This window comes from Corynebacterium glucuronolyticum DSM 44120 (genome assembly GCF_030440595.1).
Lineage (GTDB): Bacteria > Actinomycetota > Actinomycetes > Mycobacteriales > Mycobacteriaceae > Corynebacterium > Corynebacterium glucuronolyticum.
In genome coordinates this window covers 2,675,999-2,699,073 of the sequence record NZ_CP047452.1, presented here as the reverse complement: position 1 = coordinate 2,699,073, position 23,075 = coordinate 2,675,999, and the positions used below count along the sequence as shown (strand labels likewise).

Annotated in this window: 17 protein-coding genes and 1 pseudogene; 12 read left to right on the top strand and 6 right to left on the bottom strand. The window is 58.2% G+C overall.

What is annotated here, in order from left to right:
• Positions 1–3 precede the first annotated feature (3 nt).
• Positions 4–282, top strand: coding sequence for a hypothetical protein (locus CGLUCO_RS12270; protein ID WP_070741367.1), 279 nt, complete (start codon positions 4–6; stop codon positions 280–282).
• Here the strand turns inward: CGLUCO_RS12270 and CGLUCO_RS12265 are convergent.
• On the bottom strand, positions 279–989 hold the full coding sequence (locus CGLUCO_RS12265; protein ID WP_232621948.1) for a GntR family transcriptional regulator: 711 nt from the start codon (positions 987–989) through the stop codon (positions 279–281). The two genes, CGLUCO_RS12270 and CGLUCO_RS12265, sit on opposite strands and share 4 nt — an antisense overlap.
• 10 nt (positions 990–999) lie before the next feature.
• On the opposite strand from CGLUCO_RS12265, the gene CGLUCO_RS12260 reads away from it, so the two are divergent.
• Positions 1,000–3,819, top strand: a complete 2,820-nt coding sequence (locus CGLUCO_RS12260) for an FAD-binding and (Fe-S)-binding domain-containing protein (RefSeq protein ID WP_084036172.1) — start codon at positions 1,000–1,002, stop codon at positions 3,817–3,819.
• Between the two features lie 430 nt (positions 3,820–4,249).
• Here CGLUCO_RS12260 and CGLUCO_RS12255 read toward each other — a convergent pair whose 3' ends face one another.
• The gene (locus CGLUCO_RS12255) at positions 4,250–6,403 is read right to left on the bottom strand and encodes a beta-glucosidase family protein (RefSeq protein ID WP_084036171.1); all 2,154 of its coding nucleotides are present in this window, start codon (positions 6,401–6,403) and stop codon (positions 4,250–4,252) included.
• An 85-nt stretch (positions 6,404–6,488) separates the two neighbouring features.
• Between CGLUCO_RS12255 and CGLUCO_RS12250 the strand changes: the two genes are divergently transcribed.
• Together CGLUCO_RS12250 and CGLUCO_RS12245 are read left to right on the top strand one after the other, a co-directional pair.
• Complete coding sequence (locus tag CGLUCO_RS12250; protein ID WP_084036170.1) at positions 6,489–7,586, top strand: chymotrypsin family serine protease; 1,098 nt, start codon at positions 6,489–6,491, stop codon at positions 7,584–7,586.
• 67 nt (positions 7,587–7,653) lie between these two features.
• The gene (locus CGLUCO_RS12245) at positions 7,654–8,337 is read left to right on the top strand and encodes a hypothetical protein (protein ID WP_005388220.1); all 684 of its coding nucleotides are present in this window, start codon (positions 7,654–7,656) and stop codon (positions 8,335–8,337) included.
• Between the two features lie 351 nt (positions 8,338–8,688).
• On the opposite strand, the gene CGLUCO_RS12240 is transcribed toward CGLUCO_RS12245, so the two are convergent.
• Positions 8,689–10,437, bottom strand: coding sequence for an HAD hydrolase family protein (locus CGLUCO_RS12240; protein WP_084036169.1), 1,749 nt, complete (start codon positions 10,435–10,437; stop codon positions 8,689–8,691).
• Between the two features lie 292 nt (positions 10,438–10,729).
• Between CGLUCO_RS12240 and CGLUCO_RS12235 the strand changes: the two are divergent.
• From CGLUCO_RS12235 to CGLUCO_RS12225, 3 genes and pseudogenes are all read left to right on the top strand, one after another.
• Positions 10,730–11,771 (top strand): annotated as a pseudogene (locus CGLUCO_RS12235) (MFS transporter); the annotation flags it as partial.
• A 552-nt stretch (positions 11,772–12,323) separates the two neighbouring features.
• Complete coding sequence (locus CGLUCO_RS12230; protein ID WP_231285981.1) at positions 12,324–12,668, top strand: hypothetical protein; 345 nt, start codon at positions 12,324–12,326, stop codon at positions 12,666–12,668.
• A gap of 4 nt (positions 12,669–12,672) precedes the next feature.
• Positions 12,673–13,026 (top strand): hypothetical protein, encoded by a 354-nt coding sequence (locus CGLUCO_RS12225; protein ID WP_084036168.1) that lies wholly within the window; start codon positions 12,673–12,675, stop codon positions 13,024–13,026.
• Between the two features lie 227 nt (positions 13,027–13,253).
• Here CGLUCO_RS12225 and CGLUCO_RS12220 read toward each other — a convergent pair whose 3' ends face one another.
• Positions 13,254–15,041 carry an N-acetylmuramoyl-L-alanine amidase gene (locus tag CGLUCO_RS12220; protein ID WP_232621950.1) on the bottom strand — a complete coding sequence of 596 codons (1,788 nt, stop codon included), beginning with the start codon at positions 15,039–15,041 and terminating at the stop codon, positions 13,254–13,256.
• A 307-nt stretch (positions 15,042–15,348) separates the two neighbouring features.
• On the opposite strand from CGLUCO_RS12220, the gene CGLUCO_RS12215 reads away from it, so the two are divergent.
• From CGLUCO_RS12215 to glf, 5 genes are all read left to right on the top strand, one after another.
• Positions 15,349–16,497, top strand: coding sequence for a hypothetical protein (locus tag CGLUCO_RS12215; protein WP_084036166.1), 1,149 nt, complete (start codon positions 15,349–15,351; stop codon positions 16,495–16,497).
• 277 nt (positions 16,498–16,774) lie between these two features.
• Positions 16,775–17,440 carry a response regulator gene (locus CGLUCO_RS12210; RefSeq protein ID WP_159447577.1) on the top strand — a complete coding sequence of 222 codons (666 nt, stop codon included), beginning with the start codon at positions 16,775–16,777 and terminating at the stop codon, positions 17,438–17,440.
• A 189-nt stretch (positions 17,441–17,629) separates the two neighbouring features.
• Positions 17,630–18,715, top strand: a complete 1,086-nt coding sequence (locus CGLUCO_RS12205; RefSeq protein WP_084036164.1) for a trypsin-like serine peptidase — start codon at positions 17,630–17,632, stop codon at positions 18,713–18,715.
• A 13-nt stretch (positions 18,716–18,728) separates the two neighbouring features.
• A complete protein-coding gene (locus tag CGLUCO_RS12200; RefSeq protein WP_084036163.1) occupies positions 18,729–19,175 on the top strand; it encodes a hypothetical protein in 447 nt (148 codons plus the stop codon).
• A gap of 1,251 nt (positions 19,176–20,426) precedes the next feature.
• Positions 20,427–21,563, top strand: coding sequence for a UDP-galactopyranose mutase (gene glf / locus CGLUCO_RS12195; protein WP_084036161.1), 1,137 nt, complete (start codon positions 20,427–20,429; stop codon positions 21,561–21,563).
• A 419-nt stretch (positions 21,564–21,982) separates the two neighbouring features.
• Here the strand turns inward: glf and CGLUCO_RS12190 are convergent, their stop codons facing one another.
• On the bottom strand, positions 21,983–22,447 hold the full coding sequence (locus CGLUCO_RS12190) for a Fic family protein (protein ID WP_084036160.1): 465 nt from the start codon (positions 22,445–22,447) through the stop codon (positions 21,983–21,985).
• 3 nt (positions 22,448–22,450) lie between these two features.
• Complete coding sequence (locus CGLUCO_RS12185; protein ID WP_005388250.1) at positions 22,451–23,023, bottom strand: Panacea domain-containing protein; 573 nt, start codon at positions 23,021–23,023, stop codon at positions 22,451–22,453.
• Positions 23,024–23,075 lie beyond the last annotated feature (52 nt).

Here is a 23,075-nt window from a genome sequence, read left to right as displayed (position 1 = left end):
GAAATGACTGCCTTTTTTAAACTGTTTCGCATCCTCTTCTTCGTCTTCCTAATCGCCTTCATGGTCGGCGGAGTCGTGCTCGTGGGCCTGCAGACGGTCGGCCTCTTCGCAACAAGCGGGGATCTCATCACGGGCGTGAAGTCGCACCTGGCACCGTGGGTGTTCGGCTCAGCCACGCTGTGTGCGATCTGCGCGTTTGTGCTGGGTTATCGCCCGGAAGCCCGTGCCGCCAGGCGCATCCAGAAGGAGCGCGAGGAGCACATTCGGCACCCGGAGGATTAGAGGCCGTCGACGTGTTCTGCCCAGACTTTCTCCACGATGGCACCGACCTCCTCCGTGCCGGAGGCACCTCCTGCCACCACCGCCTGCCGCACAAGCAGCTTGCCGGTCGTGGTGAGGTGGGAAAACATCTCTTCGCGTGCTTCGCCGGCATCCTGCGAGATAATCGCCTCGATGATGGGGCGGTGCTCATCCAGGATGTTCTGCAGCGATCGCGAGGTGTGCGCGGTGGTGTGCCCCAGAATGTTGGTGATGTCGCGCAGCCGGGACACGACGTTATCGCCGAACCGGGAGCCGCTCATGCGGAAAAACAGGGAGTGCAAGGCGCGGTCGTGAATGAAGAATTCCCGTTCGTCGTCGGCATCGGCGGCGCGCTGCATGAGTTCGAGCAGCTCGTATACCTCGCTGAGGTGCGAAGATTGTCGGTGGAGCGCCGCGCGGTAGGCAGCCGCAGGCTCGATGCCGAGGCGCACCGCGAAGATTTCTGCGACGTTACCTGGGGAGGGAGGAAAGATTTGGAAGCCCCGGTTTTTCACAAACTTCACAAGTCCGGCTTCCTCTAGCCTGAGCAGCCCCTCGCGCACAGGGGAGCGGGACACACCCATCTCTTCGGCAAGCTGGATTACGCTGTACCAGTCACCCGGGCGCATGTCGCCGTCGTGGATCGCATCCCGCACATAATTAACTACCGCGTCAGCCATTGTCGTCATAAGGAATAACATGTTACCTGAAACCACCTCGTCTATCGTGACTAAATTGCGCAAAGATATGCCGACGCGTGCGGCGTATTCCTCTGATGCGTCATTGTTCCGGCGTGTCCCGGCGGCGGTGTTGGAGCCGTCGTCACGCGAGGATGTGCTGGCCGGCATCGCGTTGGCCCGTGAGCGCGGGTGGGCGATCGTCGGCCGCGGTGGAGGCTCGTCCGTCGCAGGCAACGCGATCGGCGACGGCCTGGTGATCGACACATCGCGGCACTTCAACCGCATTCTCGAGATCGATCCCGAGACGAAGACGGCGGTGGTCGAGCCAGGTGTGGTGTGCGATCGCCTGCGCGAGGCGGCCGCCGAGTTCGGCCTCACCTACGGCCCGGACCCGTCGACGCATTCCCGCTGCACGATCGGCGGCATGGTGGCGAACAATGCGTGCGGTTCGCACTCGGTCGCGTACGGCACGTCGGCGGATAACCTCGTGGACGTCACGTTGGCTCTGGCTGACGGCCGCGAGGTCACGTTCACGTCCGATGGTTGTGATGATGAGCTTCTCGACGCCCAATTGCGCGCCCTGTACAGCCCCAACCGGGAGTTGATCGAGAAGGAGTTGGGGCGCTTCCCGCGCCAGGTCTCCGGTTACGGCCTGCACTACCTGGGTCACGACATGGCGAAGGCGATCGCCGGATCCGAGGGCACCCTCGGGGTGATCACGCGGCTGACGGTCCGGCTCGTCGAAAAGCCGAAATTTACGGCGCTGGCCGTGCTGTCCTTTGAGGACGTGTTCGCGGCGGCCACGGCGGCGCCCCTGTTGCGGCAGCCCGGCGTGGCCACCATCGAGGGCATGGGCGGCGATCTTCTCGACGCCCTCCGCACCAAGAACGGCCAAGAACACGCAGGTGAGAACCTCCCCGGGCAGCCCCACGCGGGAGGCTGGCTCTACTGCGAAACCGAGGGCGACACCCTGGAGGAAGCGGTCGCGGCGGCGCAGGCACTGACGGAAACAGTCGAACACATCGGCGCCGTCGTGGTCAGCGACTACGCGGAGGCCCGCGCGCTGTGGCGCATCCGCGAGGCATCCGCGGGCACGGTGACGCGGCTTCCCGACGGCGGCGAGGCCTGGCCGAACTGGGAGGACTCCGCCGTCCCGCCCGAGAACCTGGCCGGTTACCTTCGCGACCTCTACGCCCTCATGGATCGCTACGGCTACCGCGGCATCCCCTTCGGGCACTTCGGCGAGGGCTGCGTCCACGTGCGTATCAGCTTCGACTTCCACACCACCGAGGGCATCACCACGTTCAATAGCTTCATGAACGACGCCGCCGAGCTCGTCTCCTCCTACGGTGGCTCCCTCTCCGGCGAGCACGGCGACGGCAGGGCCCGCTCGTCGCTTTTGCACACAATGTACAGCCCCGAGATGCGCGACCTCTTCGAGCAGTTCAAGCTCATCTTCGACCCGCAGCGCATCATGAACCCAGGTGTCCTCGTCTGGGCCTATGCCGTAACCGACGGCCTGCGCATGGAACCAGCACAGCGCAAAAACGAAATCACCCCGCTGCAGCTCTTCCCGGGCGATAACGGCAGCTTCACCGACGCCGTGAACCGCTGCGTCGGTGTCTCCGCGTGCCGATCGATGGAGGGCTCGATGTGCCCGTCGTTCCAGATCACCCACGACGAGGTCCACTCCACCCGCGGCCGCGCCCGCGTGCTGTCCGAACTGTTCCGCGGCGAAACCGTCGACGGCGACGGTGCCGAGGAAGCCCTGGACCTCTGCCTGTCCTGCAAGGCGTGCGCCTCCGAGTGCCCCGTCAACGTGGATATGGCCACCTACAAGTCCGAGTTCTTGAACGCCCACTACTCTGGCCGCATCCGCCCCCGCGCCCACTACCTCATGGGCTGGTTGCCGCTGCTTAGCCACATCGCGCACAAGCTCCCGGTCGTGCCACGCCTGGTGAACTGGGCCATGCACGCCCCGGGCATCTCCACCCTCCTGGCGCGCGCCGGTGGCCTGGACACCGGCAGGCCGCTCATCAGCTTCGCCCCGGAGTCGCTGCAGAAGTGGGCATCGAAACGCGAAGCCCACCCCGGCAAGGAGCGCATCGTCCTCTGGCCAGACTCGTTCAACTCCAAGCTCAACACCGGCCCCGCGCAGGCCGCCGTCGAGGCCCTGGAGATGCTGGGCTACGAGGTCATCGTCCCGCAGGAGTTCGTCTGCTGTGGCCTGACCTGGCATTCCACCGGGCAGCTGTCCATGACGCGCCGGGTCCTCGAGCATTCGGCGAAGGTCTTCGCCCCCTACATCGAGGAGGGCTTGACGGTGGTGGCGCTGGAGCCGTCCTGCACCGTCATGCTCCAGCACGACGCCACCACGCAGTCAACAGACCCGTTGGTCAAGCAACTATCTCAAGCCACCCGCAGCTTCGCCCAGGTCGTCGCCCCGAAGATCGCCGCCCTCGTCGAAAAAGGCCAGCTCACCCCCCAAGCCGGGAGCGCGTTGACGCAGGTCCACTGCCACGAGAAGTCGCTTGGTGACCCACAGCAGTCCTCCCTCATCCTGGAGGCCCTGGGCTACGACGAAGCGCAGATCGAGACCGGCTGCTGTGGCCTCGCCGGCAACTGGGGCTTCGAGGCCGGACACGCAGAAATGTCCATGCAACTTGGCGAGCGCGAACTCTTCCCCCGCGTCCGCGAGCACAGTGGCCCCGTCATTGCCGACGGCTTCTCCTGCCGCACCCAGGTATCCCAGGGCACCGGCGCGCAGGCAGTACACGTGGCCGAGATTGTGCGCGATGCGCTTAAGGACGGTCTGACACAGAAGGGAAAAGATAGATAGGACTCAATGCTGGGTTTACAGCTCCCCAGGCACAGCGAATCGTGCGAGGGAAACGCTGGACGCATCATGCTCCCAGACAAAAGTTACCTGTTTGCGGGATCGCCTCTCCCAAAACCCCAGGTGGTCGATTGCGCCTAGGCGTAAAACGGTACCTTTTGTCTGTCGTGTTCGCCGCCGAGACAAAAGTTACCTGTTTGCGGGGATCGCCCCTCCCAAAACCCCAGGTGGCCGATGGCGCCTAGGTGTAAAACGGTACCTTTTGTCTGCCGTGCTAACCCGCCCAGACAAAAGTTACCTGTTTGCGGGATCGCCCCTCCCAAAACCCCAGGTGGCCGATTGCGCCTAGGCATAAAACGGTCCCTTTTGTCACCACGATAACTCACAAAGCAAACGCCCCGAGCAAGAGCCCGGGGCGCGAAAAAGATGACGCTTAGACGGTGAACGTGCTCACATTCGAGTCATCGGTGACATCGTGGCCGACGTACACGGTGAACTCGCCGGAGGGAACCACGAAGTCGTGGGCGGCAACATCCCACACCGACAGCGGGTGGCTGGATGCTTCCGCGTCGATGGAAATCTCCATCTTCTCGCTCTGGCCAGCAGCAACGAAAACCTTTGCAAAGCCAACGAGGCGCTTCGCCGGCTGGCCCTCCGACGGAATGCCGAGGTAAACCTGGACAACATCCTTGCCGTCCACGGAGCCCGTGTTCGTCACGTTGGCGGAGACCTGGATGCCTGAGGCAGAGCCCGAGACCGAGACGTCGGAAAGCGAGAACGTGGTGTAGCTCAAGCCGTAACCGAACGGGAAGGCCGGGGTGATGTCCGGGGAGCGGTAGCCCATTTCGAGGCGCTCCGAGTAGGTCATCGTGTTGTAGCCTTCGCCGAGGTTGATGCCGGGGTAGCGCTCCTCGTGGCCGTGGCCGATCCAGTCCTCTACCGTCTTCGGGTAGGTGGTGGGGACGCGGCCGGAGGGGTTGACCTTGCCAAACAGCAGGTCGCCGACGACGTGGCCGTCTTCCACACCCTGGTTCCACACCTCGAGGATGGTGGACGCATCGTCGGTCCACGGCATGACCATCGGGGCGGAGGACTTCAGAACAACAACCGTTTTCGAGTTCGCCGGCAGCAGCTTGGCGATCATCTCGTTCTGCTTGTGCGGCATCGTCATCGACGGCATGTCGGCGCCCTCGGTGGCGATGAGGCCAGCCATGACAATAACCACGTCAGCCGAGGAAGCAGCCGAGACGGCCTCATCCACGTTAGACAGGTCGCGTTCCACAATGAAGCTCGACACCGATGCGCTTCCGCCCAGCTCAGCCACAACATCCTTGAGGCCGGGCTCCGGGTCGACGGTGTACAGCGGGTCGACCTTGGAGGAGCCGCCGCCACCCTGGCAGGCGAACTCGGCGAACTTGGACTGGCCGACGATGAGGATCGTGCCCGCATCCGGCGACAGTGGCAACAGGCTCGAAGAGTTTTTCAAAAGCACAGCCATGTCCGCGCCGATCTTACGCACGATCGCGCCATGGCCCTCCGCATCGATCTCAACCGGGTTGTACGGCTTGTCAAACTGGTTGAACCTAAACATCTGCGTGTAGCGGCGCACGAGCGCGCGGTCGATGAGCTCAATCTCCGTGGAGGTGTCCTCGAGCGCGGCCGTGATATTGTCCTCGTTGAACCACTTGGCATCCGGCATCTCGTGGTCGAGGCCTGCGTTGAGCGAGGCAGCGCAGCTGCGCGTGGACCAGAAGTCACTCTGCACGTAGCCTTCGAAGCCCCAGTCACCGCGCAGGACGTCGTTCAGGAGGTAGCGGTTCTCGGTGGCGTAGTCGCCGCGGACGCGGTTGTACGCACTCATGATCGCGGCGACCTCGCCGTCCTTGACCGCCATCTCGAACGGCAGTAGATACAGCTCGCGCAGGGTCTGCTCGTCCACCTCAATGTTGGTGCGGAAGCGCTCGTATTCCTGGTCGTTCACCACAAAGTGCTTGGCCATGGCGATAATGTCGTGGTCCTGGATAGCCTTGGTCACCTCGACACCCATGACGCCGGTGAGGTAGGGGTCCTCGGAGAAGTACTCGAAGTTGCGCCCGGCGGTGACGGTGCGGTGCAGGCACAGCCCCGGCCCCTCCAGCACGTGCTGGCCTAGGTCAGAGGTCTCCTGGCCGATAATGTCGCCGTATTGGTGGGCGAGCTCCGGGTCGAAGGAGGCTGCCACGCCGATGGTCATCGGCAGCGCGGTGGCGGGCGGGGAGGGCGTGCCGTCGCCCATGCCCACGCCCACCGGGCCGTTGGTGATCCGGAAGCGGGGGATCCCCAGCTCCTCGATCTCCGGCACGTGCCTCTCGATCTGAATCTGGGCCGCCAGCTGCTCCATCGCGTGCTCGTCCTCGGGGTCGATTTCGTTGCTGTAGCCGTAAATGTTGATCGTCTCCATGCCCCCGTGGAGCTGGGCGATCTTCTGCTCAAGTGTCATGCGCGACACAAGTTCCTCGGCGCGCTCGCGGGGTGTCTTCGTCATGTTTCCCACTCTAAATTTTTTGCTTGGCGACGGCTTCTTGTTGCCGTTAGTTGCCTCCGTCACTCTCTGCTCGCCACATCTGCTATCCTCGGGTTTTCATCACATGTCGCGCACGCCAATATAGTGTGGCGGTAGAGGAGGTGATGGAATGCGACGCAGCGCTCTTGTCGCGGCGACCATTGTCATCGCCGCCCTTATCGTGGCAACTTTTGTCGCCACCCAGCCCGATCGCGAGCCACAGGACACCGCGCTACCACCATCAATTCCATCCAGCGTCGCTTCCTCGCCAACCCCCGAGCCACCTCGGCCACCCGCCGCTGAGCAGCAGCGCAGCGACGCTCATCCCGATACGGGTGCCTCCACCGATGGGCCCACCGAAGAGTACAGTTACGGGCGCGGCTACGTCGTGGAAGATCCCGACCCGACGGATGTTCCGGAGACCTTCGATGACCTTACCGCTGCCGACATCGCGCGGATCGCAACGGATAATGGTTTGCTCCTGCACCGCTACGAGGTGGGTTTTCTGGAGCAGAATCAGGCGATGATCCGCACCTACCCGGTGTATGAAACGGCAGGCTATGCCGACAATAACTGGTACACGTGGGATAACCCCACAGCCGGCATGACGATCCTTCTCCGCGACCCGCAAACCGGGGACAATACCGCCTGCACCCTGACCGGTTTTGCGCGCAACCCCGAAAGCGGCGACACGTACGGCATTACCGCTGGTCATTGCGCCGAAGAGAATCATACTGAGGTGTACTGGCAGCCCGCTGGTTCCCCGCAGCTGGTTAGGCTCGGCAGCATTACTGTCCGGCAGACGGCGGGGAAGCCGACCGCCGATTCGCCCTTCGGCTTCGACACCGATGTTGCGCTTTTCCTCATCAGCGCGGAGCCGTCCGCCGCAGTGAACCCGCTTATCGCCAACGTCTACCAGGCAACCTCTGTGCGTGCTCCCGAGGACCTCGTCCCTGGCCAGCAGGTATGCAAGATGGGTTACCGCACGGAAATAACGTGCGGCTCCGTCATCGCGGCCAATGATTCCTTTGTCCGCGTCAACCTCTACACCATGCCAGGCGATAGTGGTGGAGTGCTCTACGCCCCGCGTGACGACGGCACCGTCGCCATCATCGGTGCGCTATCCGGTTCGCCCACCTTCACCACTGGTGAGGCGCATGATTTCCTGGCGGATTTCTCCTTGCTGCAGCCGGTTCTCGCCGGGATGGAACTGCAGTATGTGAATTAGTTTCGTCGGTCCGCGCAGAGGAGTGGTCTTGCCTACAATAAGGGGAGAAAGAAAGGGGTTCTCACCGGTGGCAGACAAAGCGCGTAATAAGATCAGCACCGACGCGGTAAAGGCTTGGCTTGGCGACGGTTTCACCACGGCCCTGCAAAAACAGCAGCCCTTGGCATTAAAAACGGTTGAGCGTCTCCGCCGAGTTCACAAGAACGAGTCTCCTGAGCAGCTCCTAACGCGCCTTAATCGCTATTACGTCACCTCCGTAACCGCATCCGGCACCGGCGCGGGAGCGGCAGCTGTTGTCCCTAATGGGGCGGTGCAGCTTCCCGTCGCGATGGCCGATTTTGCCACTTTCCTGGAGCTTTCCATCCTGTATGTGCTTTCGACGGCGGAGATTTACGGTGTTGATGTCGAGGATCATGAACGTCGTCGGTTTCTCGTCCTTACTGCGTTGTTGGGAAATTCGGGCACATCGACGGTCACGCAGGCCCTTGGAAAAAAGACCGTTCCGTACTGGTCAAAGACCATAGTCAATTCGATTCCGATGGATGCAATTAAGGCTGCTAACAAGGTCTTGGGCCCCCGTTTCATCACAAAATATGGCACCAAACAGGGGCTTCTCGTCCTCGGTAAGCAGTTGCCTCTCGCGCTGGGGGCTGCAGTTGGAGCCGGCGGGAATGCCACCTTCGGCTACTTCGTAATTCGGTCAACGAAGAGACTGCTTGGTGATCCGCCTGTGACCTGGGGAGAAAAATAGATTTTGCTCGTTTCCGTTGTGAGCGACGTGAACGTATCAGGAGAAAGTTGTTTCTTTACTTGCCCCGGCAAAGGCGAGTTTTCCAACAACTCATGCGAGAATTGTTTGTAGTGGTATCGCCGTAATTTGTTGGATATGCCCAGTTCACATCGAACTTCTGTGAAAAGCGCCACCCCTTCACATCTAGAGTTTTCTAAAAACTCCTGCCAAAGCTGTTTGAAACAACTCTCCGCCAGGCGTTCGATTTGACCAGGTCAGGCTGTGTCCTGCAGAAACGAATGTGGCTACCGCACCTCGAGTTTTTAATAAACTCGCGCCGGAGTTGTTTAAAACAACTCCCCGCGGAGTTTTCTAATTACTCTGCAGCTTCTTCGTCAGCCGCTCCACCACAAGCGCCACGCCGTCCTCCTCGTTGGCGGCGGTGGCCAGCGTTGCCTTTTCCACGGCCTCGGGGACGGCATTGCCCATGGCAACGGAGGTCCCCACGAGCTCGAAAAGCTCAATGTCGTTGGGCATATCGCCGAAGGCGAGGACGTTCCTGGGGTTGATGCCCTTCTCCTCGAGGATGCGGGCGACGCCGGTTGCCTTGCTCACGCCGGGCACGGAAATCTCGGCGAAGCCACCCTCCGCCGACCACGTCACGGTCGCGCGGTCACCGACGCGCCCGGAAATGTCGGCGCACAGCTCGGCGGAGGTGAACTGGTCGTCGGAGACGAGGCACTTCACCTTCCCGGACCAGGCGATCGCCGCGTCGTCGCTCACGGCGCGTACGCAGGAATCAATGAATTGGATGTCGGCGTCGGAAAATTCCGCCTGGTAGAGCACGGTGTCGGTGGCGGAGTCCCAGATCATGGCGCCGTTGGCCAGCACGCACAGGGGCTTAAACGGCAGCTGGTTCACGACCTCGTCGATCTTGTCGCGCGGCCGCCCGGTCGCCAAAATAACCGGCACGGGCGCGGCATCCAGCGCCGCCGCGGTCCGCTCAGAAACGGTGTGATCGCTCCGCAGGATGGTGCCGTCGACGTCGCAGGAAATGAGCTCAATCGTCTTGGGCAGCACAAAAGGAAGCTTGGAGTAGACCTGCTTGGCCTGCAAGGCGAGCGCAACCAGGGAGTCGTCGGAAAGCTTCTTGGAACCGTTTTCCCAGGCCTCGCGGATCTCCGCGCGGGCGGCAGCGATCTTGTCCTGCCCTTCGCTCAGGCCCTCAGACACGTCTCCGAGGAGTTTGTCCAGGTGAGCCTTCGCTTTCCGGAGGTTCTCCTCCGATGCTGCTTCGCCGTACAGCTCTTTGGTCTTTGTGCTTATCGACGCACTTATGGCCTTCAAATCATCCCTCAGCGTGCGCACGCGAGACCTTTCCTCCTCGATCTTCTTGTAGTCGGCCTCCGCTTCCTCCAGCGTCGGTGCGGTTCCACCGAATCGGGCGGGCACCCAGTACTCGTGGGGCAGTGGCCCCTCCTTCTCCTCGTACTCGGCGATGACCTGGTTCAAGCCTTCCTGCATCTGGGTGCGCAGCTTCTCCTTGTCGGCCTGCACCTCCTCCGGGGTCGTCGCCGTCGACTGCCAGCCCGGCAGCACCCGGATGTGGATCGGCGTGTGACTGCGGCCGAGGTTGGCCTTGTGTCCCTTCGTCAGCACCCGCTGCGAGCCGAACATGATGACGGGGATGATCGGCGTGCCGGACTCCGCCGACATCCGCACCGCCCCCGACCGAATCGATTTAATCTCAAAACTTTGCGATACCGTCGATTCCGGGAAGATCCCCACGAGCTCCCCGCGCTTCAGCGCATCGACGGCCGCCTCCAGCGAGGTGTGCCCATCGATCCTGTCCACGGGGATGTGCTTCATCCCGCGCAGAATTCCGCCCACGAACGGATTTTTAAAAGCCTCCGCCTTCGCCATGTACCGCACGTACCGCTTGTGCAGGCGAAACGGAATGCCTGCGTACATAAAGTCCAGGTAGCCGGTGTGGTTCACGGCGATGACCGCGCCACCATCCTTGGGCACGTTCTCCCAGCCGCTGACCGTGAACTTCAGGCCCTGGGCCTTGAACAGTGCGCGCGCGAGACCGATGACGGTGTGGTAAAAAGGCTCTCCCATAAATAAGCATCGTATCCTACGGGCGCCACATCCACCCCGTCGTCTCCCGCATAGTGGGCATAAGGATCAGTTCCGCACTACGGAAAAATGCTGAGCGGGGGTAACGGTTGCGGTTCGTCGGTAATGGAAGAGGTGGTGTTCCGTTTCGGAGTTAGCTTTTCGACGCCGGCCTGATCTGCTCGTTCCCTGATGGGCATCGTGGGGCGGGTGCGACCTTCACCACATTCAAGATGGAACACGTCCGCCCTGCGGGGCCGCAGGTGCTCGGCCTGAGCGGGAAAAACTGCCCGCCGTCTTCGACGGCTATGACCTTATCGTCTATGGAACGGTGCAAACCGCCCTTGCGCACGAGCGGGGGCTGACGCAAGCCGCGCTCGGCTCAATCGGGTCGATGGTGGTGGGGCCGCCCTCATTGGCCGCAAAGCTGCTGTTATCGGCTCCGTCACGACGCTGTCCGCATTCGCCCCCGGCCCCTGCATGTTTGCTACTATGTGCCAGCTAGCCGACATCGGTCTCGCCGGACGCCTCCCCAATGATTGCTGACCTCGTGTCGGCACGTTACGTGTCTGCCTGGGCCACAGTCATGATGCCCGGAGTACCACTGGGCGGTTCGACCGCCGCGATCATCGCCCGCTGGGTCGTGCCCTTCGACCCGGATTGGGGATGGCGCTGCATGTTCCTCATCGCCATTGCTGTCCTCCCTTCTGACAGTGAGAAATCGAGGGAAACCCAGCGCGACGCTCGATTCTTCGACCTCCTCAACCCCACCTATCGCGCCGTCACGATCTGGTTCTTGATCGCCACCTTTGTCACGCTGCTGGCCTAGTACGGGCTGGGCACCTGGTTGCCACGCCTCATGCAGACAGCCGGTTACGATTTCGGTGCTGTTTTGCTGTTTACCCTCGCCCCTGAACCTAGGGGCAGTCCTCGGATCGATTCTCACCGCCTGCGCAGGTGTGTGCTATGGGCCGGTGAAAGCGGGATCCTTCGCTGCACGCCTGGCGGGTGTGTCACTGCTTATGCTGTTAACTTCCCCCTCAACCAGTGCGGTCTACGTGATCCTCGTCTTGGCGGGCATCGGCAGGCGCGGCACCCAGATTCTCGTCATTGCGGCGGTTGCAGATTTCTACCCGTCCGCCTTACGGGGCACCGCCCTAGGCTGGGCCCTCGGCTTCGGGCGAATCGGTGCGGTTGTCGCGCCCACGCTCGCCGGTGTGCTCTTGGATTTGAACCTCGGAATTAGCTCCAATTACCTGCTATTCGGCGTCTCCGCCCTGCTCAGCAGCCTTTCCTTGACCGTGCTCGCGCGCAAGCAGCAGGACCTGTGTGTAACCATCGTGCACGATGTTGCCCCTAGGAAAGTGGGGCCCACAAAAGCGTTGACGCATGCGTTTGTGGGTGGTCTGAGGTGCGCATGGTTGCCCTCCCGCGGCAGCTCAACCGGCGTGGGGTGGCGCACTACGTTCCCGCCACGTTTTTGAGTGGCAAACGCTCGTGGCATGTTTCATGGAGTTGCCACCCGCTGTTTGCCATGTGGTCAGGTAGAGATGCCACAATGCGGCTTTATCCCGATGGTGACAGTCTCTCCTATAGATCCTTCTCCGCTCTTGCCGGTGGGGGTAAGGACCCGTCGGAAGAGGATTGGGTTTGCCTGCAATGCGTCGGGTTCTGGTGTGGGGAATAATCTCGTTTTCGCCGGTGATGATGCACGCGGAGAGCGCTCACACGAGCATCCACCACCACCTGTGATACAAAGGAACCCAATAAGATGGATTCTGCTGCAGCAGTGGTTGTCACGGTCTTCCCATTTGGGGTCTATAGATCGGTGCTAAAAGAAAAAGTCCGGTCGGGGCATTACTTCGAAGGCGGCAATGAAGGAGGTTGGCATGTGGCGGTGGATCTGGCTCATTGGCTGGTCAGTGGTCATCGTTGCCATTGGATGGCAGGTGATCGTTGAGGCTGAGCACTACGCGTTCGTGAAGGGGGCTGTTGTCGCGGTCGTCTTCGCTTTTTATGCGGTCACACTGGCCCGCTGGCTACCCAGACGGCAAGATACAGCGGCCCTGTTTAAGGGCACATTCACCCCGTTTGCCTGCTCCTATGTGCTGCTCGCCGTGACCGGCGGGGGCTGGGTGGGACTCGCCTTATCGGTGTTTCTCTGCCTGGTTATCTACGGTGCCTTTGTTGCCGACGGCCGGTTCCAGAACTGGTTAACGGAAAACGAGAGGTAATCGTATGTGGCGGTGGATTTGGCTCATTGGCTGGTCTGTTCTCATCGTGGGGTCTGGCTACCAAGTGATCGTTGGCGCTGAACGCTTCGTATGGCTGCAATGGGGGCTCGTGGCTTGCGCCTTTGTCCTGTACAGCTGGACGCTGCGGGTCTGGCTGTCAAAACGACAGGACACAGCGGTGCTTTATAAAGGCACGTTCGCGCCCTTCGCCGTGGCGTACCTCGTGCCACCGATCATTTATCTTCCCTGGTGGCAGTGGGCCCTCACGCTTTTCGTCGTCTTCTGCATCTACGGCGCCTTCGTTGCCGACGGCCGGTTCCAAGACTGGCTCAAACAACACGACCCGGCATCGTCATAGCGATCCTTTTAGCCACAGCCGAAAGGTCGCCCCACCGACGTGAGGGTGGGCGGCCCCCTTTTTATTCCCGCTACCGAATCTTTGTACCTTCTGTTCACGGTCACGCGCGAAGCGCAAAAATCCGCCGCAGCCACACAGGGTGGCTGCGGCGGTCACAAGGAGGGTATTCAGCAAGCTGAATACGAAGCCAAGCACGCTGGGCACGTCCCCAGCACGCTGGGCACGCTTTAGTTGTTGTGCACCTGCGTCTGGTCAGTGGCCGGATCGTAGGTGATGGAGCCGTGTTCGAAGTCGACGCGGATGAGGTTGCCGTCCGGGTGCTCCTGGTTCACGGGGAGGCCGAGGGCACCGGCATCGAAGCCCTGGGCGGCCCAGGCGTCGCCGATCTTGCCCCACAGCGCCTGCGTTCCGGTGCGCGGGTTGTCCAGGATGATGCCGTTCTGGAACGTCTGGAACGCCGTGTCCGTACCGGCGGCGTAGGCGACGACACCGGTGGCGGCGCCGAGAACCTTACCCATGACGGAGGACAGGTTGCGGATGGCGTTGGCCCGCTCCGGGTTGGAGCCACTGGAAAGGTTGGCCACCTTATCGCCCAGTGCAGGGATGTCCTTCAACGTCAGACCGGGCAGGAGCTGTTTGCTGGAGAGGTTCTTCAGCTCCTGGGGGAGCATGTCGTTCTTGGCCAGGAACGTGATGACGAGCGCGAGGATGGTGCCCACCGCGCCGATGGCGATGATCGCCTTGCTCGTGTCCGTGGTGGCGTTGTTGCCACTGGACAGGTTGCTCAGCGCCTTGACAGCGTCGATGGCTTCACCGAGCTGTCCGCCGCTTCCGGTGGCGCCGGTGCCGGTGCCACCCGGCTCTGCGGGCAGCGGGCTGGAGTTGCTGCTGCCACCGAGGTAGTCGTAGTTCCGCTTGGCGATCCTGCGAATCTCATCCATCCGCGCATATCCGGCATCGCCGGGGCACGTGGTGTTGCCCACGTCGCGGTGCGCGAAGATGTTGGGCAGGCGCACGGACTGACCCATCGGGTACTTGGTGTAGCTCGTGCCCTCAGAGGTGTGTGTGCTGTAGCCGGTGGGATCGAATCCGGCGACGGCGGCGCGCCAGCCGGCGAGCTGCCCGACGGCGTCGATGGTGTCCTGTGTGGGGTTCACGGTGGTGTAGTTACCCATCATGGAGATGCCCCAGGTGTTCTGGTTGAAGCCACCTGCGTGGGCGCCCTGTACGGCCTTGGTGAAGCCGCCCTTGCGGCCTTCGTAAATGTTGCCGTACTTATCCACCAGCGCGTTGTATCCGATGTCGCACCAGCCGAGCGTGTTGGCATGGTAGTTCCAGATACCGCGGACGATGCCGGCGGCCTGGCCTGGGGTGTAGTTATTGGAGCCTGCGGTGTGGTGGATGGTGATGGCGGAAACCTTGTCGTCGTAGGTGACGTTGCAGCCCTTGTCGCCTGCGCCCCAACCACTGCGGCTGATCACCTTCGGGATGCCAGTCTGGGCTGCCGCCAAGTCGATGGTGGACTGGTCGCCTGTGAGCCCCTCGCCACCGTCGATGAAGTGGACCTCCATGGTGTTCATGGTGTCCGGGTTGTTGAAGTCCACGTTGTTCATGGACACCTGGATGTCGTGCGTGGGCTCCACGTAGATCGGCTCGGTGCCGTTGGTGCCCTGAGTGGGCACGTCAAGTGGGTCGGCATCGTACCACTCGGACCACGAGCCGTCGGCACGCTTGGCGCGGAAGAACACGCCGAAGTTGGCGTCGCCCTTCCACGTGAGGGCGAACATGGAGAATTCCTTGTCATTGTGGAATTCCTTCACCGTCTTGTCGCCGGCCTCGCCCTGGGAGGCTATGGCGGCATCGGGGACGGTCACTGACCGTCCTGCAGCAAGTGACTGGCTATCGTTTGTGACGTCGGTGGATCCGGCGGTGCGGGTGACATCGAGGACGCGAGGTGCGGCCACCATCATGGCCGCCACCATTGCGATGGCGACAAGGAAGGCGAGTATAGGCACCCGCCTTGTCGGGTTCAAGGTTTTCCTTTGAATCTGCACTTTTTTGCTCCCTGTGACTAGATAAAAATGTGCGTACTGAGTACTCAGTTATCGTGACTAAAGATACCAGTGTTACTAATGTTACTAGTGTGACACGCCGGTGTGAAGAGATTTGCTGAGTATTCTCCACTTGATGAAGGGGGTATAAGGTGTGTTGCGCGTTGCAAGCGCGCCTGAAGGGGGGAAGTGCAATCCGTGGCGGAGGGGGATCCTAGGCATTATGATTGCAAGCATTCCGTTTAATAGTCCTGCTTAAAAAGGAAAACTGATGAAAGGTTTCCCCAACCTGCCTACATCATCGGGTGAATGGTGGCCACTTTTCAGAGACTCGCGCAGCATTTATCTCATCACGCTTGGTTCTCTCTTCCTTTTTGCCCTCCTGGTAGGACACAGATTTCAAATCTATGAGTTAGCGGCAATTGTTGCTGTAGCTGTACTTGGGGCAACAGTGAAGCAGCACCCGAAAGCATCGTGCGTTGGTATGGCGGTAACTAGCGCGACGATTGCCGTTTTTACCATTGCTGAAAGCCCTGTTTATTACTTCGGGGCAATCCTTTTCTGTGCCTTAGCGTGGAGATACGCCGGGTGGAGATTTGCCCTACTTCCCACGCTGTGCATTGCAGTGTTAAGTTACGTGAACGTTGATTTCGGCAACTACAAATGGGATGGCACAGCGGTAACGATTTGGCTGACTCTCGTGGGTTTTTCCTGTATAGGCGGGGTCAGTTGGAAAAGGGTATCCAACCAAGTTGAGACCCAAGAAGAGATATTTCGAAAGAAACTGAAAAATGACCAGAGGGAGTTGTCGGTTTTTCTCCATAATTCCGTGGTCTCCCAGTTGACCAACGCACTTAAACTTCTCGAAACGATTTCAGAAGACCGGGCGCTGCCCAAAAAACACTTGGAGAACTTAATATCCTCCCAAGACCTGATTAGGTCTTCGGTGAACAAGCTTCGATTTCTTATCAATGGGCGTGAGATACTTCATCAGGGACATAACGGTTTTGAGAAAGCAAATTCGAAAGAGCTACTTGATGCGCTAGTCCGTGACCTTTCCAGGCTTGGGTTCACGGTCGAGAGCAATATACATGAGCTCGCGGGGAACAGTAGAGCGCGGTTTTACTCCGATGTCGCGCTTCTCCAACTCTTCATTGGGGAAACGGGAACGAACATCATCAAGTACGCGAACATAGAGATGTCAGTCAGGGTCAATTTGAACGGGAACGTGGGGGGCTATGTTCTTGAGGTAGAAAACGGAATCGATCAAATTGCCGTTGAAAAAAATAACAACAGCTCTAGCGTCGGTATCGAGTATTTAACTGAAGTTGCTCGGGAATCTGGGGCGGAAATTCGCGTGAATGCAAGTGTTAGAAGCTGGATGATCACTTTAACTGTTAGTGGGGCTGCCCCCGATTAGCGTGTACTTTTGTATCTTTTTAAAGAATAACAGTCTTGAAGAACAACGGGTAGCAAACTGAATATTAGAAATGCTCAAGTCAAATGGAAAGAAGTAGTGGAATGCAGGAGAAACTACTGAACCACAAGAGATTCCTAGTGGAAAAATACTGGTTCGAATTGCAAACGCCTGCAATCGTTTTCCTTAAGCTAGGAATCTCTCAATTGATCGATTGGTGTACTAGGTTTCCGAGCCTTCCTATTTGTCGATAACGCCCAGTGAAGCGAGATGTCTTACCGTGCTATTTCCTATACATTTGCTGTTAGTAGATGACGACAGAGCTTATCTGGATGAGCTATCTAAGAGCCTTGAAAGAGATTCAAGGTTCGATATTGTCGCCGCATTAACATCGGGAAGTGAAACGTTACATTTCCTACGTAAATGTGCTGGCGAGTCTTTTCCTTTAGATGTTGTCCTCTCGGATGTTTCTATGCCTTCAATATCGGGCCTGGATTTATTGCAAGAAATTCGTTCTATGGAGCTTGATTTACGTTTCTTGGCGATGACGGCCTTCGACTCAGACGCTGTGATGCTACAAGCTTTGCTACAAGGAGCGGACGGGTATGTCATTAAAGCGGATCGCACCGAGGATATAGCACAGTCGATAATCGATGCTATGGATGGGGGTACATATCTTTCTCCTCAATGCTTGGCACGACTTTTGCGCTATACGCCTTTTGATGGACGTTTAGATTCCAGCTTTCGTGACATCGATTTGTCTCCGTCAGAGATGCAAGTTTTTCTACTTTTGAGTCGTGGGTATTCAAACCGCGAAATAGGGGATGCACTTGGCTACGCCGATTCCACGGTAAAGAAACATGTCGGAAACCTATTGAGATATTTTGGGGTGAAATCTAGAGTCCAATTGGCTCTTATAGCTGTACGTATGGTGCGCACCCTCTAGGAGCCTTTTCTTTAATTGGACGACAAGAGGTGCTAAATTTCACTACTCTGGTGTGTACTTTGGTATACAAACCTATAACATTATCAGATCTCGAATAGTCTCGCTCTTGCCAGGATTTTCTGGTTCCAAGTTGCTTAAGCAACTCGAAAACTCACTTGTCACCCAACTGAGTGACAGAAAGGTTCAGAAATGAGTCGCAGTAATCGAATTAAAAAGTACTTAGCTGCGCAGTTTGCAACGCTAATCATCTTGGCTGCGTCATCTCCGGTAGTGGCGGCGGCTGAGGAAACCTCGTTTGTGGAAGCTGAAGCCCAAGTTACGAGTGAAGTCCAAGCTTCAGAAGCGTCTAATGATGTGATTAAGAAATCCGACGAGACAGGAGAAACTACAGAGAAAATCGCCTTAGACCAGTATTGGGATGCTACCAGGATGTCCACTGCAATCCCTTATGACTCGATGTTGGAAACTGGGCTGTCAGGTACATCCGATGGAAATGTGCAGTTACCCGAAGTAGTCGATCGTGAAGTACAACCTTCGGATCCGGTTGCAAAGGGAGGGAGCAGCGGAAGCGTGTTCGATGGCACAGGTTCTCGTATTGGCAATTCAGGTCCCGTGAACGGAAAAGTGTTTTTCACAGGGACGGACGGCAAAGACTACGTATGTTCAGGATCTGCGGTCAATTCCAATAACAAGAGCGTTGTCGCAACCGCTGGCCATTGCACACACGGGGGACCGGGGGAAAACTTTCACAAGAACTGGGTTTTTGTACCGGAATACACCATCGGAATCGCCCCATATGGAAAATTTGCGGCGAAGCATATGGTAACGACCAAAGATTGGGCAGAAAATGGTGAAAACTCCAAAGGGTTCAATGGTGACTTTGGATTCGTTGTAGTTGGTACTGCAAAAGGAAAGAAACTTGTTGACGCTGTTGGTGGAAACGGACTCCGCTCGGGGGACCTCCCAGAATTCGATGGTGTCCTTATTGCCTACCCGCAGAATAGGTTCTTTGGAAGCGCCATGTTTCGGTGTAACGGGAAAATGACCAATGAGAATCGGGGAAGTTATTCTTTCTACTTCATCCGCGGATGCAATTTCGGCGGAGGTGCTTCTGGTGGTGCCTGGCTCGAAGATTATGACGGATCGCACGGTTATATTCGGTCAGTTACCTCATTTGGCCCGAGAAATTCAACTCAGTATCTCGGCGGGCCTATTATCACCAAGCAAGTTTGGGACATGTTCGATAAAATCGCTGATTATCAGGCGAACAATTAAGGAGGAGTCCACCATGTTCGTATTCAACAAGGACACCATCATTTCCACCCTCGGCACCGTCGTCGCGGTGCTGGGGGCACTGGCTGGGATTATCGCGGGGATCATCTCTGCGACGCCGCTCAACCAGGAGCTCGGAACGTCGAGTAGCGTGCGGGAGGAGGAGTTCACCGGGACGGACGAGAAACCGGCCCCGGAGCTGACGGAGAAAACCCCGCTGCGCTGGGGCGCGTGGCAAAAAGTGGGCGAGGAGGGCACCAAGGTGCGCGTCTTCTTCAACGGCGCCACGCCCACGTGCCACGGCTGGCAGGCCGAGGTGAGCGAGAACGCCGTCGCCGTCACCATCAAGCTGTACGAGGGCGCATTGCCGGGAGCGCCCGCCGACTGCAGCGCCGAGGGCGTGCGAGGCTCCCTCGTGGTGGACCTCAAGGAGCCACTCGGCCACCGGTTGGTACTGCAATAATTAATGCTTACTAACTAAGAAGGATTATGACAGCACGGCCTATACGGAGTGGGGTAGTTGCTGAACCTTGTTTGGTGCGGTGGCTACGCCTATTCGGACTCCACCGCACCCTACTGATAAGGCTGCGTAGTTTCACGTTTCGTGGCATTTTCGTCGTCCTTATCGCTCAACCACGCGTGCATCGCCGTCGCCAGTGCAAGACTGAGCAGTAGCCCGTGGAGGAGCCAACCGATAATCGGCGCACTTCCCCATTCTCGTAACGCCATACCAATGTTGAGAGGAATGAGCGAGAGTAGTAAAAAAATGACCGGATAATTGAGAGTCTTTAATCCTCGCTCAGTGCTTTTCCTACGCATGTACCCACAACTCCTCCCGTGATTAACCCTGTGCCGATGGCACACGCCGCGCACCCTGCGCCCAAAGAAACTACGCAAGCGGTTGTGCATGCAACCGCGATGGCATTGATGACCCAAGAGGCAATTCCAGCGCTGCTAAGACAATCTTTAAACGTATCCATGGAAAAATGTGTCCCATACAAGGCGTGGCTGGTTTCGCCGGTTTGCTTCACAATTGTAAGTGCATCATCGGGGGTTAACCGAGAGTCGCTTGCAAAAATTGTCTTCACGTGAATCCCGTTGCTGTATAGCTCAGCGTGCCCTGAGTTTGGGGAATCCTGGAAGAGATTCATCTGGTGAGTTTCGGTCAGAGCGCCCGAGGCATTAAATACTGCGATGACTCCACCGGGGAGTGCTCCTCCTGGATGAAAATTTCCCTGGATAGGGATGAAAAAACTGTCTTTTGCACCACGGATCTCAACTCTTCTGGCAGATGGGTAGTCCAACCAGGTATTTGGAGGTAGGTGTGTAGCGCCTGCTACTTGGGCTTGGTCGGTAACTAAGCTTAGTGCGTCATGTGACTCTTTGTCAGTGGAGGTAGTCTCCCGCCCATGCGTTTGAATTGGGGGTAGAGTGAGCAAATCTTGCTGTAGTGGTAAACCTGAAGGAACTAGGGCCATAGAGAGGACAAGAGCTGGTATAACGTTCAGATGAAGCACGGAAAACCTCCATCCTCTAAGGCGTGTTGTTCTGCTGTCAAGAGTAATACGTGTATTAACCTGCGGCAATAGGGGGTAATCTGCAGCAATCGAGGGTAGTTCTGATTTTGAATGCGAGCGGTGGGACTGCTACCGGTTGCACCAGAAAGCAAGGTTGGTACCGCAATAACCCGCAGGCACCCGCTAGGCTTAGGCACATGAAATATGACTTGATCGTTGTAGGTGCGGGCCTGTTCGGCCTGACAGTGGCCGAGCGCGTGGCCAACGAGTACGGCAAGCGGGTGCTCATCGTGGAGCGCCGCGATCACATCGGCGGTAACTGCTACTCAGAGCGTGACCCGGAAACAGGCATTGAGGTGCACAAGTACGGGGCTCACCTGTTCCACACCTCCAACAAGCGGGTGTGGGAATACGTCAACCGGTTCACCTCGTTTACCGGCTACCAGCACCGCGTGTTTGCCATGCATGACGGCCAGGCCTACCAGTTCCCCATGGGGCTCGGGCTCATCTCCCAGTTCTTTGGCAAGTACTACTCGCCGGAGGAGGCCAAAAAGCTCATCGCCGAGCAGGCCAGCGAGATCGATACGGACGAGGCTACCAACCTGGAAGAAAAGGCCATCAGCCTCATCGGGCGTCCGCTGTATGAGGCGTTTATTAAGAACTACACGGCTAAGCAGTGGCAGACGGATCCGAAGAAGCTTCCGGCCTCGAACATCACGCGCCTGCCGGTGCGTTACACCTTCGATAATCGCTATTTCAACGACACCTACGAGGGTCTCCCCGTTAACGGCTACACCGCGTGGCTGGAGAAGATGGTTGCTTCGGAGCTTATCGACGTCCAGTTGTCCACCGATTGGTTCGAGGTCCGCGACCAGTATGAGGGTATCCCGGTTGTCTACACTGGCCCGGTTGATCGTTACTTTGATTACTCCGCCGGTCGCCTCGGGTGGCGCACCCTCGACTTCGAGTGGGAAACGCTGGATGTGAAGGATTTCCAGGGCACCCCGGTGATGAACTACAACGATGCGGATGTGCCGTACACCCGCATCCTGGAGTTCCGTCATTTCCACCCGGAGCGCAATTACGAATCCGACAAGACCGTGATTGTGAAGGAGTACTCCCGCGCCGCTGAGGAAGGCGACGAGGTGTACTACCCGATTAATACGCCGGAGGACCGCGAGAAGGTGGCTAAGTACCGCGAGCTTGTAGAAAAGGAAGACGGTGTCCTCTTCGGCGGACGGCTGGGCACCTACCATTACCTCGACATGCACATGGCTATCGCCAGCGCCCTCACGATGGTCGACAACAAGATCCCCGAGCTCCTCGGCCTCTAAAAGAAAACAAAAACTCGGACTTCGTTTCGATACAACCCTGTATCGCGCCCGGTGGTCACATCTGCTACCCAAACGAAGTCCGAGTTTTTTCACATCCTCCGGAACTGGCACGCGTGCGTGCACCCGCCGTTTCTTAGAGGTTTGCACATACCTCCGTACAAAAACTTAACCGTCTGTTGCTGCAAGTGTGCGAAAAGCCCAGGCGGTCAAAACTGCTATCCGAAAGAGCGTGCAGTTTTTGTCCGCCCCACCGACCCAAGCCCCAAACGTTCACCGCCCGCGCACCCCGATTTAGGTCCCCACGTCACCTGTCCACAACTCGCCATGTGCGGAAGCACCAGGCTGTCACCTCTGCTACCTCAACGAAGTCCGAGCTTTTCACGCACGAATCATGCGCAACGGCGTTGCCAGAGAGCAATCTATCGGAGGTCAGTCCAGTTGATTAGCTTTTGGCTTGTGTACTGACGTCTTTGTTCGTAAGAAAGGTCGGTGCGGGTAACGAGGTCTTCTACCAGACGAGAACCTGCCTCTGGAGATGGCGGTCGGACATTAATACTGAAGAACCTCAGGTAAACCAATGAAATGAGGAGTGCTGTTCTTTTGTTGCCATCTTGGAAATGATGACCCGTCGCAATATTGATCAATAGTGCTGAGGCAACATCGTACACGGAAGCGAACCGAGGGTGGCCTCCAAAGCTCTGAAATGGTGCTGCAATCGCAGACTCAAGACCTTCAGTGCTGACTGAAAAACCGGAATACTCGTGCTTTTTGCCATTCGGTTTGGTGAGGTCACCACATTGCGCGTTGAGGTTACATGCTAATTCAACGAGGAGCTTGATAAAGCTATCCTCGTTGAATTGTGGATCTGGAAGCAACTGGGCCACAGGTTAACGGGTTGCAAGTAAAGCGAGAGAGTCTTTCCACGTTTCCTTTACCTGGTCAGCGAGAGATAGGCCTTCCTCTAGCGTGACGTGCTCTGGAAACAAATTCTCTCTCGGAGCTACTGGGTTTTCTTCCGAAGATCGCAGATATTCAATAAACTCCCTGCGGATTGTCGCAGTATGGAGTACGTCGCTACTACGGGATTCATTGGGTAGCCCCCCACGGGCTTCGCGCCAAGCGAGCCCATGACTCTCGAAGGACAGCTGGAAAGACCTGCTTTTGCCGTAAAAGTCGACAATGCTCTCAATCGTTCGCTTTTCCGCAACGGTGAGCTCACTAGAGTCGCCTCTGGGGACGAATGGGATGGTGTTGCCGTTCGCGATCGGATCGGTACAGTTCCTCAGCTCAACAGGTACGGGCCCGTAAGTCCAGGCCTGGAAATCTTCCGGGAAGAGTCGCCGACCGGTCCATGCAAGATTCCAGCCTTGAGCAAAGTAACAAAGCTTGTAAAGTTTCATCTTGTCCACGTTCGGGACAAGCTCTGTTATGTATTGTCCAGCGTCAAGCACAGTAGCCATGGGGCGCTCCTTCCTATTTCTTGTAGTCTTCGTAGCAGGTAACGCCTAGTGT

What these genes read in the sequence shown, in the direction of transcription:
- CGLUCO_RS12270 (WP_070741367.1), top strand. Translation starts at nt 4, where the DNA reads ATGACTGCCTTTTTTAAACTGTTTCGCATCCTCTTCTTCGTCTTCCTA.
- CGLUCO_RS12265 (WP_232621948.1), bottom strand. Translation starts at nt 989, where the DNA reads ATGACGACAATGGCTGACGCGGTAGTTAATTATGTGCGGGATGCGATC.
- CGLUCO_RS12260 (WP_084036172.1), top strand. Translation starts at nt 1,000, where the DNA reads ATGTTACCTGAAACCACCTCGTCTATCGTGACTAAATTGCGCAAAGAT.
- CGLUCO_RS12250 (WP_084036170.1), top strand. Translation starts at nt 6,489, where the DNA reads ATGCGACGCAGCGCTCTTGTCGCGGCGACCATTGTCATCGCCGCCCTT.
- CGLUCO_RS12240 (WP_084036169.1), bottom strand. Translation starts at nt 10,437, where the DNA reads ATGGGAGAGCCTTTTTACCACACCGTCATCGGTCTCGCGCGCGCACTG.
- CGLUCO_RS12230 (WP_231285981.1), top strand. Translation starts at nt 12,324, where the DNA reads ATGTGGCGGTGGATCTGGCTCATTGGCTGGTCAGTGGTCATCGTTGCC.
- CGLUCO_RS12225 (WP_084036168.1), top strand. Translation starts at nt 12,673, where the DNA reads ATGTGGCGGTGGATTTGGCTCATTGGCTGGTCTGTTCTCATCGTGGGG.
- CGLUCO_RS12215 (WP_084036166.1), top strand. Translation starts at nt 15,349, where the DNA reads ATGAAAGGTTTCCCCAACCTGCCTACATCATCGGGTGAATGGTGGCCA.
- CGLUCO_RS12205 (WP_084036164.1), top strand. Translation starts at nt 17,630, where the DNA reads ATGAGTCGCAGTAATCGAATTAAAAAGTACTTAGCTGCGCAGTTTGCA.
- CGLUCO_RS12200 (WP_084036163.1), top strand. Translation starts at nt 18,729, where the DNA reads ATGTTCGTATTCAACAAGGACACCATCATTTCCACCCTCGGCACCGTC.
- glf (WP_084036161.1), top strand. Translation starts at nt 20,427, where the DNA reads ATGAAATATGACTTGATCGTTGTAGGTGCGGGCCTGTTCGGCCTGACA.
- CGLUCO_RS12185 (WP_005388250.1), bottom strand. Translation starts at nt 23,023, where the DNA reads ATGGCTACTGTGCTTGACGCTGGACAATACATAACAGAGCTTGTCCCG.